Raw genomic sequence first — 14063 nt, 5'->3', positions numbered from 1 at the left:
GGAGAAAACCGCATGAAGATGGACGCATTTCGCTTCGGCACCACCGACTGGTCCAGCGTCGAGCCCACGCAACACAAAGGGGAAACGGGCATGGCCACCTGGCGCACGCGCTTTTTCGGCGACGAGGCCAACCCGATCCGCGTGCGCATGGTCGAGTATTCGCCGGGCTACCTCGCGGATCACTGGTGCAAGAAGGGGCACATTCTGTTCTGCCTCGAAGGCGAACTCGAAACCACGCTCGAGGACGGGCGCAAGTTCGTGCTCACGCCCGGCATGAGCTATCAGGTGGGCGACAACGCCGAGGCGCACCAGTCGTACACGCGCACCGGTGCGAAGCTCTTCGTCGTCGATTGAAAGCGATACCGCTTTAGCGCGGCGCGCCGAGATCGGCGTCGAGCCGCTTGCGCAGGTCGCGCACCACGCGCGCGGCGGGAACGAGCCACCACGTGGGCGCCGCCACGGAGAAGTCGTACGCGAGCGCGGTCTGCGCGGCGCCGGTCGTGTGCGCCCGGCAGCGGAACGCCACCATATGGCGTCGCGTGGCGGTTTGCGAGCCAGGCGAAAAGCGCATGACCGCACGCAGCGCGAATTGTGTATCGTCGGGTGCGGCCTCGTACGATTCGATGCTCCACTCCGCTCCGTAGTGCGCCTCGTGACGCAGCGCCGCGCTCACGCGCCGGCGCGTTTCATCAGCGGGTAAGGCCACGGCGTGCTCGCGCCCCGCACGCCCGGCGCGATACAGCGTGCGCTGCGACCAGCCCCAGCCGAACGTGAGCACCACGCCGCCTGCCACGAGCGTCCACTGCAGAATATGCGTAAGCCAGCGGCCCACCTCGAAGCGCGCGATGGGCGCGAGCAGCAAACCCGAAATCCAGTGCGCGACGACGAAGATCACCACGCACGCGAACACACTCGCGGAGAGCGTCAGCAGCCAGCCCCGCGACGGGTCGTCGAATTTCGCAAACAGGAAATCGCGCACGCCGCCTGAACGCGCGTGCACGTCATTGGCTTCGGCCGCGGTTGCCCCCTCCGGCTCACCTTGCTGCGCGGCATCCGCTTCATCGCGCAGCCCCGTGAGTTCGCCGTGCAGCGAGTCGCGCTCGGTCCGCATGCGCTGGATCTCGTCGAGGGTACGCGTGCGCTCGGCGCGCAGCCCGTCCAGCTCGGCGCGCACGCGTTCACGCTGCGCCAGCAACGCCTGCATCTGCGCGTGCAGTTCGTCGGCTTGCGCGACGCTCAGCGCGGAGCGGCTCACCGGCGGCGCATGATGCACGGACCAGTACGCCTCGAGCAGCTCGCGCGCCTCCTTGACGCGCTTGAACTGGTCGTCGGCCCAGCGCATCGAGGCGGCCGTGGGGTGCCGCCATTTGTCGGGATGCAGGATCTGCGCGAGATGGCGATAGTGATGCTTGATGTCCGCCTCGCTCGCCCCCGGCTCCAGATCGAGCCGGTAGTAGAGGCGGTCGTAATCCACGGGTCGGTAATCGCGGCCTGGCATGACCTGTATCTGTTCGTCAGTGGATGGGTTGGCAGGCGGCGCAACGCCTGCCCACTCAAGTTAGCGCAATGCGCCCAGTCCGGCAAGGAAAGCGCCGCAGCCGTTGCCCGCACCGTTTCAGCGCGGCCGGCCCCCGAGCAGGCGGCTCAACGTCGCAAACGCGGTGGCGGGCAGCTCGTGCAGCTTGCGCACGACCACGGCATCCGGATAGAACGCCTCGACGGCGTCGTCCAGTATGCCGATGCCGACCAGCTCGATGCCCTGCTCCCTGACCGCCTGCACGCGCGCGAGCAGGTCGCTGCGCAACACAGCCGGGTCGCCGTCGCTCGTCGAAGGATAGCCGTCCGAGAGAACCAAAAGCAGCCGACGGCGCGCCTTGCGCTGGGCGAGCCGCGCCGCCGCCCAGGCGAGCGCTTCGCCGTCGGGATTCTCGTGGCCGCACTCGATGGCCGCGAGCCCGCTCAGGTCGCGCGAGTCGAAGCGCTTGAACACGTGCAGATCCAGCCGCTCGACAAAGCGGTTATAGCCCCGCAGATCGGCGCCGGCCGCGCGCTCGCGCTCATAGCGCGCACGCAGTTCCGGCGCTTCGATCGAGCTGTAACCGAGCACTTCCGAATCGAAGGCGAGCTGGGTGAGCGCGTCGGCGAGCGCCGCCGCGCACAGGCGCGCCAACTCGATCTTGCGGCCCGCCATCGAGCCGCTCAGGTCGAGCAGCAGCGTGACGACCGTGTCGCGCCCGCTCGCATCACGCGCCACGCGAAACGGCGTGCGGTAGCCGCGCGAGGCGGCGAGACGCGCGAGCGCCGCGCGGTCGATCTCGCCGCGCTCCTGCTCGCGCTTCCAGTGCGTGAGTTCGTCGGCCTTGAGCACGCGCTCGAGCTGTGCCTTGAGCGCACCGGTCTCCGCGCGCGCCAGGGCGCGCAGCTTGCGCCACGCGGCGGGGTCGCCGCGGCCCGTGAGATCGGTGACGACGTCGTAGGCCGTGGTCAGCGGGATCGACAATCGTGGCCGCGTTGGCGCGGGGCTGCGATTCGTGGCGGCGGCGTGCGGCGCGTCCGCTTCGGAAAGCGTTGAGCCGGAGGCGGAATCGGACTCGGCGCTCGCACGTGCCGAAGCGCCGTCGTCGCCTTCGCGGGCGTTGTCGGGCTGGGCGGCGCCGCCCGGCGGTTCGACCTCGTCCGCCTCGCCGAATTCGTCCATTGCCTGAGCGAGCCGCGCCGATTCGTCGTCGAGCCCTTCGGACGGGGCCGCCGTCTGCATCATGTTGTTCGCGCCGCGCGACGCGAGCGAGCGCACGCCCGCCACGATCGCCGCGGCAGCACTCAGGCTGGCGCGCGTCGACTGGCTCGTGCGGGCCGCGCCGAGCGGAGCGTCGATCGCGCGCAGCGCGGCGGCCAGCGCCGCGGCATCGCGCTCGAGCACACCGGGCGCTTCGTCCCACAGCGTACGCTCGATCGCCCACGCAAGGCGCTCGCGCCACGCCAGTTTCGACCAGCGCCGCGCGACCGCATCGCCGCGCTGCGTACGCCAGCTTTGCGCGTAGCGTGGCGCACCAGGAAACGCCAGCGCGAGTTGTGCGAGCACGCGACGGTCCTCGATCGCCTGCGCAATGCGCCCCGTCACGCCGGCTTGCGGCGTATCCAGACGCGCCGCTTCGCTGTAGCGACGGCGCGCCGCCAGCAAATCGAGCGCGCCGAGCAGTGCGGCTTCATCCACGCCATCAGTCGCGAGACGCGCGGGCAGCACGAAACGTTCGCCTTCAATGCGCGGCTCGCCCGCACCGAACGTCACGCTCACGCGCGAGTCGCCGCTCAGCACCCGCGCGAGACGGCCGAGCGCTCCCGCGGGATCGGCGCTCGCCGTCAAACTATGTGTTGCGTCCTGCAAGTTGGCCACAAGTGCCTCCGCACTCACGCGTCGAAGATCACGTGATGCCGGATGACGCTGCGGATGAGCGCCGCATCGTCCGCGCTCACCTTCGCGTAGATCGCCGGCCCCGCCGCGCGCTCGACATCGCCGGTGCGCAGCATGAGTTCGGCCCAGTCGATCAGGCGACGCGTGGAGAACGCGCTCGCGAGATCCTCGCGGGCGAACGCGGCGCGGCAGTCGGCGGCGATGGCGGCGAGTGTGTGCGCGAGCGGCCGCGTGAGCGCAGGCAGCGTGCGCAGCAATACTTCGGTTTCCTCTTCAAGTGAAAGATAGTCGAACAGGTAGACGCGCCAGCGGTCGAGAAACGCCTCGTTGAGCAGATTCGCGCCCTGGTACAGATGTCGGTACGCGCTCATCGCGCCCGCGGCGTTCGCGGTGGCGAAGAGACGGAACGACGGATGCGGCTCGACGATTTCGTTGCCGCGCTCCTTGAGCAGCAGGCGGCCGTTCGGTTCCAGCACCGCGGTGAGCACCGCCAGAATCGAAGGCTCGGCAAAGTCGAGTTCGTCGATGATGAGCCAGTAGCCCTCGCGCATCGCCACGGGCAGCACGCCGTCCACCCAGATCGTCTCGCCGCCCTTCACGGTCCAGAAGCCGACGAAGTCGCCAATGGTGGTCTGGCCGTTCATGTTCGCGCGCAGCACGCCGTAGTCCGCGCGCGCCGCCACCTGCTCGATGAAGCTCGTCTTGCCCGAACCCGTATGACCGATCAGCATGACGCGGCGATTTTCTACGATGTCCTGAACGATGTCGTCGCCGCGTTCGGTGAAGAGGTAGGCCGCGTTCACGCGCGGCACTAGCGCGTTCGGTTCCCCGCGCGGCAGGTCGACACTGCCGATGCGTACGGTGGGCGTGTGGATTTGCGGGCTGGCTTGAGTCGCTTTGGCCTCGCGCGCCACTTCGACGGCCCGCTGCAAGGCGGCGGCAAATGTGCTGCCCGCTTGTGTGGCTCGCACTTCGTTGGCGCGCTGAGCTTCGGAAACGAAGCCCTCGCGACGCCACTTGAGCAGCTTCGCTTCGAGATTGTCGAGATCGATTTCGGTGTCGATGTCGATGTCGACTTCACCGTCCTCGCCCTGGCCGTGCTCGATGCGGTACATGTGTGCGCGTTCCGAAGGCGTGACGCGCCACCATTCGCGCGCTCGGCCGGCGCCGCGTGTGTAGAGCCCGAGCGGGGCTTCGTCTTGTACTGCAGGATCGGTTGCGTTCATGGGCGGATAATGCAGGGCGCGGTCGGTCAATCGTCACATATTACCGATGCGCATCGCAGGGCGGCAATGCCACCGCCGTGCTTCCGGCCCGCGCCCAACCATGCTAGCGTGGCGATCGCCATACGTGGCACGCACGCCACGCCCCACCTGTCACCCGGAGGCCCCCAATGCCCCAAGCCGCGCCGCCCGAACTCGACAACGAGCCCGGGCGCGGCCGTTCGCTAGCACGCCACTACCCGCGCGGCCTCCAGATCGAGCCGCACTCGCATACATGGGCGCAGGTGCTCTACGCCGTCTCCAGCGTGATGTGGGTCGAGGTAGAGCGCGAGGCGCTCGTCGTGCCGCCGCAGCGCGCCGTGTGGCTGCCTCCCGGCACGCAGCACGCCATCCACATGCTGAGCGCCGTCGAGATGCGCAATCTGTATCTGCACGAGCGCGACAGCCGGCACCTGAGCGAGCGGTGCGAAGTGTTCGAGGTCAACGGCCTGCTGCGCGAACTCATCACGAGCCTCGCGGAACGCGCGCGCGAAGACGACACATGGCTCGACGCGGCCTATCGCCTCGCGTCGATCGAACTTGCCCACGCACCGCGCTCCACGCTGCGCATTCCGCTGCCCGACGCGTCCGACCGCCGCCTCGCCACGCTGTGCCGCGCGGTGATCGACAACCCATCGGCCGATATCGGCTTCGAACGACACGCGGCATGGGTGGGCGCGAGCGTACGCACGCTCTCGCGGCTCTTCACGCGCGAGCTTGGCATGGGGTTTGCGGAGTGGCGCCGCCAGGTGCAGCTCGCAGTCGCGGTATCGCGCCTGGCGCAAGGCGAGCCCGTGAGTGCCGTGGCGCGGATGCTGGGCTATCTACCCAGCAGCTTCAGCGACATGTTCCGCCGCGAACTGGGCGTGCCGCCCAGCGAGTTCCGGCCCGCCGGCACCCTTGGCGACACGGCGGGTTTCGCAGAGGAAAGCGCTGCGCAGTAATACGCGCGCAGACGCGTGGCGCGGCTCAATGCGGCGGCAGATCGCCCACTAGCGGAAACATGTCGGGCGTATAGCCCATATTGAAGTAACCGGCCCGTGCATAAGTAGCGATTCGCTCGAGATGCTCGGTTTCGCGCGACGCGTCGCGCAGTTCGGGCTCATCGGCTTGCGGCGTGGGCGGCGCCCGATTCGCCCGGCCGCGCCGCGTGAACCACGCCGGCACGGACAGTATCGACAGCTTCGACATTGCGGACTCCTTGCGAGGCGTTGACCCCTTCCAATCTAGACAGTCGAAGGCGCGCACGCAAACAAGCATTTCTGCGATGCATTGCACAGCGCGGCCCATGCTCAACCCTCAACCGGTCCGCGCGCTGTAAACGCCCGAAAATCTTACAAATAACTAACGTTTCGAAATTGGCGCACGAGTTGGTTAGACTGCGAGTCTTAGCCTTCGCTGCATGGCGGGGCACGGCTTCGACGGCATAACAATCATGAGAATGCGTATGCAGCAACTCGACAGTCTCCGGCAGCAATTCGCGGCGCCCAAGCCGTTGAGTGCGCCGACATGGTTTCTCCGCACCGCCTCGCGCGGTGTTCCGATCTCCTGGAGGCAGGCATGAGCGACGTCCCGCAGACGCAACCCGCGCCCCAGCCACCCCCGCCGCCCCCGCCACCGCCACCCGCTCCGCCCCCGCGGGCACCGAAGCGCCGCCGGCTCGGCCCGATCATTCTCGCCATTCTCGTGATCGTGCTGATTGTGCTCGTGATCGTGCACATCATGCGCAACAAGAAGACGGAGCATGGCGCGGCGCCGCAAGTCGTGACCGTGGCCGCCGCCACGCTCGGGCCCATGCCCGTGACGCTCAACGCGCTCGGCACCGTCACGCCTGTCGCGACTGTCACGGTTCTGCCGCAAATCAGCGGCTACCTCACCGAGGTGGGCTACAAGGAAGGCCAGGACGTCGTGAAGGGGCAGTTCCTCGCCCAGATCGACCCGCGCCAGTACGAGATCAGCAAGGAGCAGGCGCTCGCGCAGCTCGCCAAGGACCAGGCCTTGCTGGCACAGGCGCGCGCCGACCTCGCGCGGTATACGCAGTTGAACGCAAAGCAGTCGATCGCCGCGCAGACCTACAGCGACCAGCAGTTCCTCGTCAAGCAGTACGAAGCCGCGGTGCAGGCCGACAAGGCGAACGTCAGGCTCTTCGAGCTCGACCTGATCTATTGCCGCATCACGGCGCCGGTGTCGGGGCGCGTGGGACTGCGGCTCGTCGATCCGGGCAACTATGTGACGTCGTCCAGCTCCACGGGCATTGCCGTCATCACGACCATCAAGCCCACCACCGTGCAGTTCGCCATCCCGCAAACCTCGCTAGGCAGCGTGCTCGAGCGCGTCAACGCCGGCGCGAAATTGCCGATCACCGTCTTCAGCAGCGACAACACCCGCCAGATCGCCACCGGCACGCTCTTCGCGCTCAGCAACCAGATGGCCACGGCCACCGGCACGGTCACGCTACGCGCGAGCGTGCCCAACGACAACGAGGCGCTCTTTCCCAACGAGTTCGTCAACGTGAGGCTGCTCGTCGACACGCTGCAGAACGCCGTACTCGTACCGACGCCCGCCGTGCAGACCGGCGCGCCCGGCGACTACGTGTACCTCGTGAACGCCGACAACACCGTGTCGGTTCACAAGGTCACGCTCGGCCCGAGCGACGGCCGCTACACGGTGATCTCCGCGGGCCTGCAGCAGGGTCAGCATGTCGTGACCGACGGCCTCGACCGCCTCAACGACGGCACGAAGATCCAGCCTGCGGGGCCGAGGCCCGCCACGCACGCAGGCGCGGCGAGTGCGCCGCACCATGGCAGCGCCCCGGGCGCGGCCAGCGAACCCGGCGCCACGGCGCCGAACGCCTCCGACGCGAGCGCCGCGGCCTCGCAAGCGGGTTGAGCCCCGGACCCAGCGCCGATGAATATTTCGCGTCTCTTCATCCTGCGACCGGTCGCGACTTCGCTCCTGATGATCGCGATGGTGCTGATCGGCCTCGTCGCGATGAAGTTCCTGCCGGTTTCCTCGCTGCCCGCGGTGGACTATCCCACCATCCAGGTGCAGACCTTCTACCCGGGCGCGAGCCCGAACGTGATGGCGACCACGGTCACGGCGCCGCTCGAAGTGCAACTCGGCGAAATCCCGGGCCTGCAGCAGATGATCTCGTACAGCTCCGAGGGTGCCTCGATCATCACGCTGCAGTTCGACCTCTCGCTGAGCCTCGACGTGGCCGAGCAGAACGTCCAGCAGGCCATCAACGCGGCCAACAGCTTCCTGCCGAGCGGCCTGCCCGCGCCGCCGACCTACGCCAAGGTGAACCCGGCCGACCAGCCGATCCTCACGCTCGCGATCACGTCGAAATCGATGTCGCTCACGCAGTTGCAGGACGCAGCCAACAACCGTCTCGCCACGAAGATTTCCGAAGTGCCGGGCGTGGGCCTCGTCACCACGGCGGGCGGCAACGTGCCCGCCGTGCGCGTCGAAGCCGACCCGCAGAAGCTGGCCGCCTACGGCCTGAATCTCGACGACCTGCGCACCCTGCTCGCCAACGTCAACGTGAGCAACCCGAAGGGCAATTTCGACGGCCCCGAACTGAACTACACGATCAATTCGAACGACCAGATCTCGGACCCGAAGGACTACGAAGACACCGTCATCGCCTATGAGAACGGCTCGCCCGTCTTCATGCGCGACGTGGCGCGCGTCTCAACGGCCGCGCAGGACGTGGAGCGCGGCGCCTGGTACAACAAGACGCCCGCCATCGTGCTGAACGTGCAGCGCCAGCCGGGCGCGAACGTGATCGCCACCGTCAACCAGATCATGCAGCAGTTGCCGCAGCTCGAAGCGGCGCTGCCCGCGGGCATGCAGGTCACGGTGGTGTCGAACAGCGTGGGTGTAATCCGCGCTTCGGTGAGCGACGCGGCCTTCGAACTCGTGCTCGCTGTGGCGCTCGTGGTGGCCGTGATCTTCGTGTTCCTGCGCAATCTGCCCGCCACCATCATTCCGAGCATCTCAGTGCCGGTCTCGCTGATCGGCACGCTCGCGATCATGTACGAGCTGGGCTATTCGATCGACAACCTCTCGCTCATGGCGCTCATCATCGCCACGGGCTTCGTGGTGGACGACTCGATCGTGATGATCGAAAACATCGTGCGCTACCTCGAGGAAGGCGACAAACCCTTGCAGGCGGCGTTAAAAGGCGCTGGCCAGATCGGTTTCACGATTCTTTCGCTGACGATCTCGCTCATCGCCGTGCTGATTCCACTACTCTTCATGGGCGGCGTGATCGGACGCCTCTTCAGCGAATTCGCCGTCACGCTCGCGGTGACCATCGTGCTGTCGGCCGTCGTCTCGCTCACCGTCGTGCCGATGATGTGCGCGCGCATCCTGCGCGCCCAGGCCGAGCGCCACCCGAGCCGCTTCGAGCGCATCAGCGAAGGGCTTTTCAACAAGACGCTCAACGCCTACGAGCGCGGCCTGCGCTGGGTGCTAGACCATCAGACGCTCACGCTCGTCGTGTTCGTGGTGACGGTGGTGCTCACCGGGCTGCTGTACGTCGTGATTCCGAAGGGCCTGTTCCCGGTGCAGGACGTGGGCGTGCTGCAAGGCATCAGCGTGGCCGACAACTCCATCTCCTACCAGGCGATGGTGCGGCGCCAGTCCGCCCTGGCCGAGGAAATCCTCAAGGACCCCGATGTCGTTTCGCTCACCTCGTACGTGGGCATCGACGGCATCAACAACACGCTCAACAACGGGCGCTTCCTCATCAACCTGAAGCCGCACGACGACCGCTCCGAAACCGCCGACGAAATCGGGCGGCGCATTCAGCAGTCGGTCGCGAAGGTCGCCGGCGTGCGCCTTTATATCCAGCCCGAGCAGGACCTCACGCTCGACACCACGGTCTCGCGCAACCAGTACAACTTCGTGCTGCGCGGGCCGAGCCAAGACGCGTTCGAGCAGTACGTGCCCGCGCTCATCGCACGCATGAAGCAGATCCCGTCGATCCGCGACGTCACGAGCGACCTCAACACGGATGGCCTTTCCGTGAATGTCGAAGTGAACCGCCAGCTCGCGGCGCGCTACGGCATCACGGCGGCGACCATCGACAACGCGCTCTACGATGCGCTGGGCCAGCGCATCGTTTCGACCATCTTCCAGCAGTCGGACCAGTACCGCGTGATTCTCGTGGCCAAGCCCGAGGCGCTGCCCACGGTCGAATCGCTCGGCGACCTCTATCTGCCGAGCCAGACGAGCAGCGAAGGCCAGGTGCCACTCAAGGGCATTGCGAAGATCAGCATCACGCGCTCGCCGCTCATGATCAGCCACCTCGCGCAGTTCCCTTCGGTCACGATCTCGTTCAATCTCGCCGATGGCGCGTCGCTCTCCGCCGCCGTGCGCGACGTGCGCAAAGCCGAGGCCGCCGTGAACCTGCCGCCCTCGATCACCTCGTCGTTCCAGGGCGCGGCGCAGGCGTTCGAGGATTCGCTTGCCAGCGAGGTGTATCTGCTGATCGCGGCGCTCGTGGCCGTGTATATCGTGCTGGGCGTGCTGTACGAGAGCTATGTGCACCCGGTCACGATTCTTTCTACGCTGCCTTCGGCCGGCATTGGCGCGCTGCTCGCGCTGATGATCGCAGGCAAGGACCTCGACGTGATCGGCATTATCGGCATCGTGTTGCTGATCGGCATCGTCAAGAAGAACGCCATCATGATGGTGGACTTCGCGCTCGAAGCCGAGCGCGTGCACGGCAAGCCGCCGCGCGAGGCGATTTTCGAAGCGTCGCTGCTGCGTTTCCGGCCGATTCTCATGACCACGCTCGCGGCCATGCTCGGCGCGCTGCCCATGCTGCTCGGCAGCGGCACGGGCTCGGAGCTGCGCCGCCCGCTGGGTCTTGCGATCATCGGCGGGCTCACGCTTTCGCAGATGCTCACGCTGTTCACGACGCCCGTGATCTATCTGCTCTTCGACCGGCTGGCCGAACGCTTCGGCCGCAAACGCAGGCCTGAAAGCCATGCGGACGGCGACGCGGGCGGCAGTCCCGGCAACGGCGCGCCACCCGCGCCCGAGGGCACGCCGTGAACCTCTCGGCGCTCTTCATCCAGCGGCCGGTCGCGACATCCCTCCTCGCGATCGCGATCCTCATTTCGGGGATGCTCGCCTTTTTCCGGCTGCCGGTCGCGCCGCTGCCCAACATCGCCTACCCGGTGATCGTGGTGCAGGCCAACATGGCAGGCGCGAGCCCGGACATCATGGCGTCCACCGTGGCCGAGCCGCTGGAGCGCCGGCTCGGCACCATCGCGGATGTCAGCCAGCTCACGTCGATCAGCAACACGGGCACGGCGATCATCGTGGTGGTGTTCGGCCTGAACCGCGACATCAACGGTGCCGCGCGCGACGTGGAAGCGGCCATCCAGGCCGCGCGCGCCGACTTGCCCACCACGCTGCGCAGCAACCCCACGTATCGCCAGTACAACCCCGCGAGCGCGCCGATCATGGTGCTCGCGCTCACCTCGGACACGCTCACCAAGGCGCAGCTGTACGACTCCGCCGATTCGGTCATCCAGCAGCAGCTCTCGCAGGTGGACGGCGTGGGCCAGATCACACTGGGCGGCGGCGCGCTGCCCTCGGTGCGCGTGGAGCTGGAGCCGGGCAAGCTCAACAGCTACGGCATCGGCCTCGAAGACGTGCGCGCGTCGATCGGCGCGGCCAACGCGAACAGCGCGAAAGGCCATATCGACCAGGGCAACCAGCGCTACACGGTGACGTCGAACGACCAGATCAGCAAGGCCGCGCCGTTTCGCGACGTGGTGATCGTCTATCGCAACGGCTCGCCCGTGTTCCTGCGCGACGTGGCTTCCGTCATCGACTCCAACGAAAACATCCGCAACGCGGGCCTCTACAACGGCAAGTCGGCCGTGCTGGTGATCGTCTACCCGATGCCGGGCAGCAACGTCGTGAAGACAGTGCAGCAGATCCGCGATCGCCTGCCCTCCATCGAGGCCGCGCTGCCCGCCACGATCAAGGTGGATGTGGCGATCGACCGCTCCGAGTCCGTGCGCGCCTCCGTGGCCGACACCGAACGCACGCTCTTCATCGCCGTGCTGCTCGTAATCGGCGTGGTGTTCGTGTTCCTGCTCTCGCCGCGAGCCACGCTCATCCCCGCCGTGGCGTTGCCGCTTTCCATCGTGGGCACGTTCGGGCCCATGTACCTGCTCGGCTACAGCATCGACAATCTGTCGCTCATGGCGCTCACCATCGGCACAGGCTTCGTGGTGGACGACGCCGTGGTCGTGCTGGAGAACATCGTGCGCCACATCGAGGCCGGCATGGACCCGAAGGAAGCCGCGCTCAAAGGCGCGGGCGAAGTGGGCTTCACGGTGCTTTCCATGAGCCTTTCGCTCATCGCCGTGTTCCTGCCCATTCTGCTCATGCCCGGCATCGTGGGGCTGCTCTTTCATGAGTTCGCGATGACGCTTTCGATCGCGATCCTCATCTCGCTCGTGATCTCGCTCACGGTCACGCCCACCATGTGCGCCTACGTGCTCAAGCGCGAGGCGCTGCACAAGAAGCCATCGCGCGCGGCCGTGTGGATCGACGCGCAGTTCGAGCGCTTCAAGCAGTTCTACTCGCGCACGCTCGACGTCGCGCTCGATCACGCGCGGCTCACGATCTTCATCCTGTTCGCGCTGCTGGTCGGCAATGTGTTTCTCGCGCGGCTGCTTTCCGGCACGTTCTTCCCCGAGCAGGACACCGGCATCCTGATCGGGCAGATCATCGCGGACCAGAGCATTTCGTTTACGGCGATGGAAAAAAAGCTCGCGCAGCTGCAGGCCATCGTGAAGGCCGATCCGGCGGTGCAATCGGTGGCGGGCTTCACGGGCGGCCGCGCGCTCAATTCGGCCACCGTGTTCGTCGAGCTGAAACCGCTCAACGAACGTCGCCTGACGGCGACCGAGGTCGTGAACCGCCTGCGTCCCAAGCTCAATGGCGTTTCGGGCGCACGGCTTTTCATGCAGGCCCAGCAGGACCTGCAGATCGGCGGGCGGCAGTCGGCGGCCGAGTATCAGTACACGCTCACGAGCGACGACGCCGACGCCCTCTTCACCTGGGTGCCGCGCCTCGTGGACGAGCTGAACAAGCACCGCAGCCAGATGTCGGATGTGAACTCGGACCTGCAGCAAAATGGTCTGGAGGCCTACATGACGGTGCAGCGCACGACCGCCAAGCGCTACGGGTTCGACCCGAACCAGGTGGACAACGTGCTCTACGACGCCTTCGGCCAGCGCACCGTTTCGACCATCTACAACGCGATCAACCAGTACTTCGTCGTGATGGAAGTGGCGCCGCAGTACTGGCAGTTTCCACAGTCGTTCCAGGATATCTGGCTGAGCACGGCGGCAGGCAACGCGAGCGGCGCCGCGCAAACGCAGATGCCGTCGAGCGTCATCTCGGGCGTCACGCCCTTCACGGCCGTGACCACGGCCACCACGGCAAACGGCAACACCAACGAGCGCAACGCCAACGCGGTGGCCAATCAGCAGAACAACGCGATCGCCAACAGCAAGGGCGGCAGCTCCAGCGGCAGCGCGGACAGCACGGCCGCCGAAACCATGGTGCCGCTCATGGCGCTCATGGACTGGAAGACGCGCCATACGGCCACCCAGGTCAATCACCAGGGCACCGAAGTGGCGGGGACGATTTCGTTCAATCTGCCCAAGGGCGGCTCGCTTTCGGAGGCCGGCACGATCATCGAGCAGGCCGAGCGCAACATCGGCATGCCGGCCTCCATCCACGGCGCCTTCGCGGGTGCGGCGCAGGCCTACGCACAGTCCATGGGCGTCGTGCCGCTGCTCATTCTCGCCGCGCTCGCCGTGGTGTATATCGTGCTGGGCGTGCTGTACGAAAACACCATCCACCCGCTCACGATCCTCTCCACGCTGCCTTCGGCCGGCATCGGCGCGATTCTCGCCATGCTGATCTTCGGCACGCCGTTCTCGGTGATCGCGATGATCGGCATCATCCTGCTCATCGGCATCGTGAAGAAAAACGGCATCATGATGGTCGACGTCGCCATCCAGTTGCAGCGCAACGAGGGCATGGAGGCGCGGCGCGCGATTCACGAAGCCGCCGTGGTGCGCCTGCGACCGATCATGATGACGACCTTCGCGGCCGTGCTCGGCGCGCTGCCGCTCGCCATCGGCATTGGCCAGGGCGCTTCGCTGCGCCAGCCGCTCGGCGTGACGGTGATGGGCGGCCTGCTCCTGAGCCAGGTCTTTACCCTGTACACCACGCCGGTGATTTACCTGTTCCTCGACCGCGTGCGCGCACGCCTCGCGCGCTGGGCCGCGCGCCTGCCGTGGAATCGCCAGGCCGATGAGAGCGCATCATGATGAAAACCCGCC

9 protein-coding genes are annotated in these 14063 nt (G+C 66.9%); 5 read left to right on the top strand and 4 right to left on the bottom strand.

Annotation, left to right across the window (positions count from 1 at the left end; translation table 11 throughout):
- Positions 1–12: 12 nt before the first annotated feature.
- Complete coding sequence (locus AB3X99_RS14155) at positions 13–354, top strand: DHCW motif cupin fold protein (RefSeq protein ID WP_368617259.1); 342 nt, start codon at positions 13–15, stop codon at positions 352–354.
- A 13-nt stretch (positions 355–367) separates the two neighbouring features.
- On the opposite strand, the gene AB3X99_RS14150 is transcribed toward AB3X99_RS14155, so the two are convergent.
- From AB3X99_RS14150 to AB3X99_RS14140, 3 genes are all read right to left on the bottom strand, one after another.
- Complete coding sequence (locus tag AB3X99_RS14150) at positions 368–1498, bottom strand: DnaJ domain-containing protein (protein ID WP_368617258.1); 1131 nt, start codon at positions 1496–1498, stop codon at positions 368–370.
- Between the two features lie 117 nt (positions 1499–1615).
- The gene (locus AB3X99_RS14145) at positions 1616–3394 is read right to left on the bottom strand and encodes a cobalamin biosynthesis protein CobT (protein ID WP_368617257.1); all 1779 of its coding nucleotides are present in this window, start codon (positions 3392–3394) and stop codon (positions 1616–1618) included.
- Between the two features lie 14 nt (positions 3395–3408).
- The gene (locus AB3X99_RS14140; protein WP_069268614.1) at positions 3409–4638 is read right to left on the bottom strand and encodes an AAA family ATPase; all 1230 of its coding nucleotides are present in this window, start codon (positions 4636–4638) and stop codon (positions 3409–3411) included.
- 167 nt (positions 4639–4805) lie between these two features.
- Between AB3X99_RS14140 and AB3X99_RS14135 the strand changes: the two genes are divergently transcribed.
- Complete coding sequence (locus AB3X99_RS14135; RefSeq protein ID WP_368617256.1) at positions 4806–5618, top strand: helix-turn-helix transcriptional regulator; 813 nt, start codon at positions 4806–4808, stop codon at positions 5616–5618.
- A 25-nt stretch (positions 5619–5643) separates the two neighbouring features.
- On the opposite strand, the gene AB3X99_RS14130 is transcribed toward AB3X99_RS14135, so the two are convergent.
- Entirely contained in the window at positions 5644–5865 is a 222-nt protein-coding gene (locus AB3X99_RS14130; RefSeq protein ID WP_069268616.1) for a hypothetical protein, read from the bottom strand.
- A gap of 369 nt (positions 5866–6234) precedes the next feature.
- On the opposite strand from AB3X99_RS14130, the gene AB3X99_RS14125 reads away from it, so the two are divergent.
- Genes AB3X99_RS14125 through AB3X99_RS14115 form a run of 3 tightly spaced genes read left to right on the top strand, consistent with a single transcriptional unit; the run spans position 6235 to position 14051 of the window.
- Positions 6235–7563, top strand: a complete 1329-nt coding sequence (locus AB3X99_RS14125; RefSeq protein ID WP_342947432.1) for an efflux RND transporter periplasmic adaptor subunit — start codon at positions 6235–6237, stop codon at positions 7561–7563.
- Positions 7564–7581: 18 nt separating this feature from the next.
- Positions 7582–10740, top strand: a complete 3159-nt coding sequence (locus AB3X99_RS14120; RefSeq protein WP_368617255.1) for an efflux RND transporter permease subunit — start codon at positions 7582–7584, stop codon at positions 10738–10740.
- The gene (locus AB3X99_RS14115) at positions 10737–14051 is read left to right on the top strand and encodes an efflux RND transporter permease subunit (RefSeq protein WP_368617254.1); all 3315 of its coding nucleotides are present in this window, start codon (positions 10737–10739) and stop codon (positions 14049–14051) included. Before AB3X99_RS14120 ends, AB3X99_RS14115 begins: the two co-directional genes overlap by 4 nt.
- The last annotated feature ends 12 nt before the right edge of the window (positions 14052–14063 follow it).

The sequence above is a fragment of the Paraburkholderia sp. BR10882 genome, assembly GCF_040948855.1.
GTDB lineage: Bacteria > Pseudomonadota > Gammaproteobacteria > Burkholderiales > Burkholderiaceae > Paraburkholderia > Paraburkholderia nodosa_A.
This window is presented reverse-complemented; position numbering and strand designations above follow the sequence as displayed.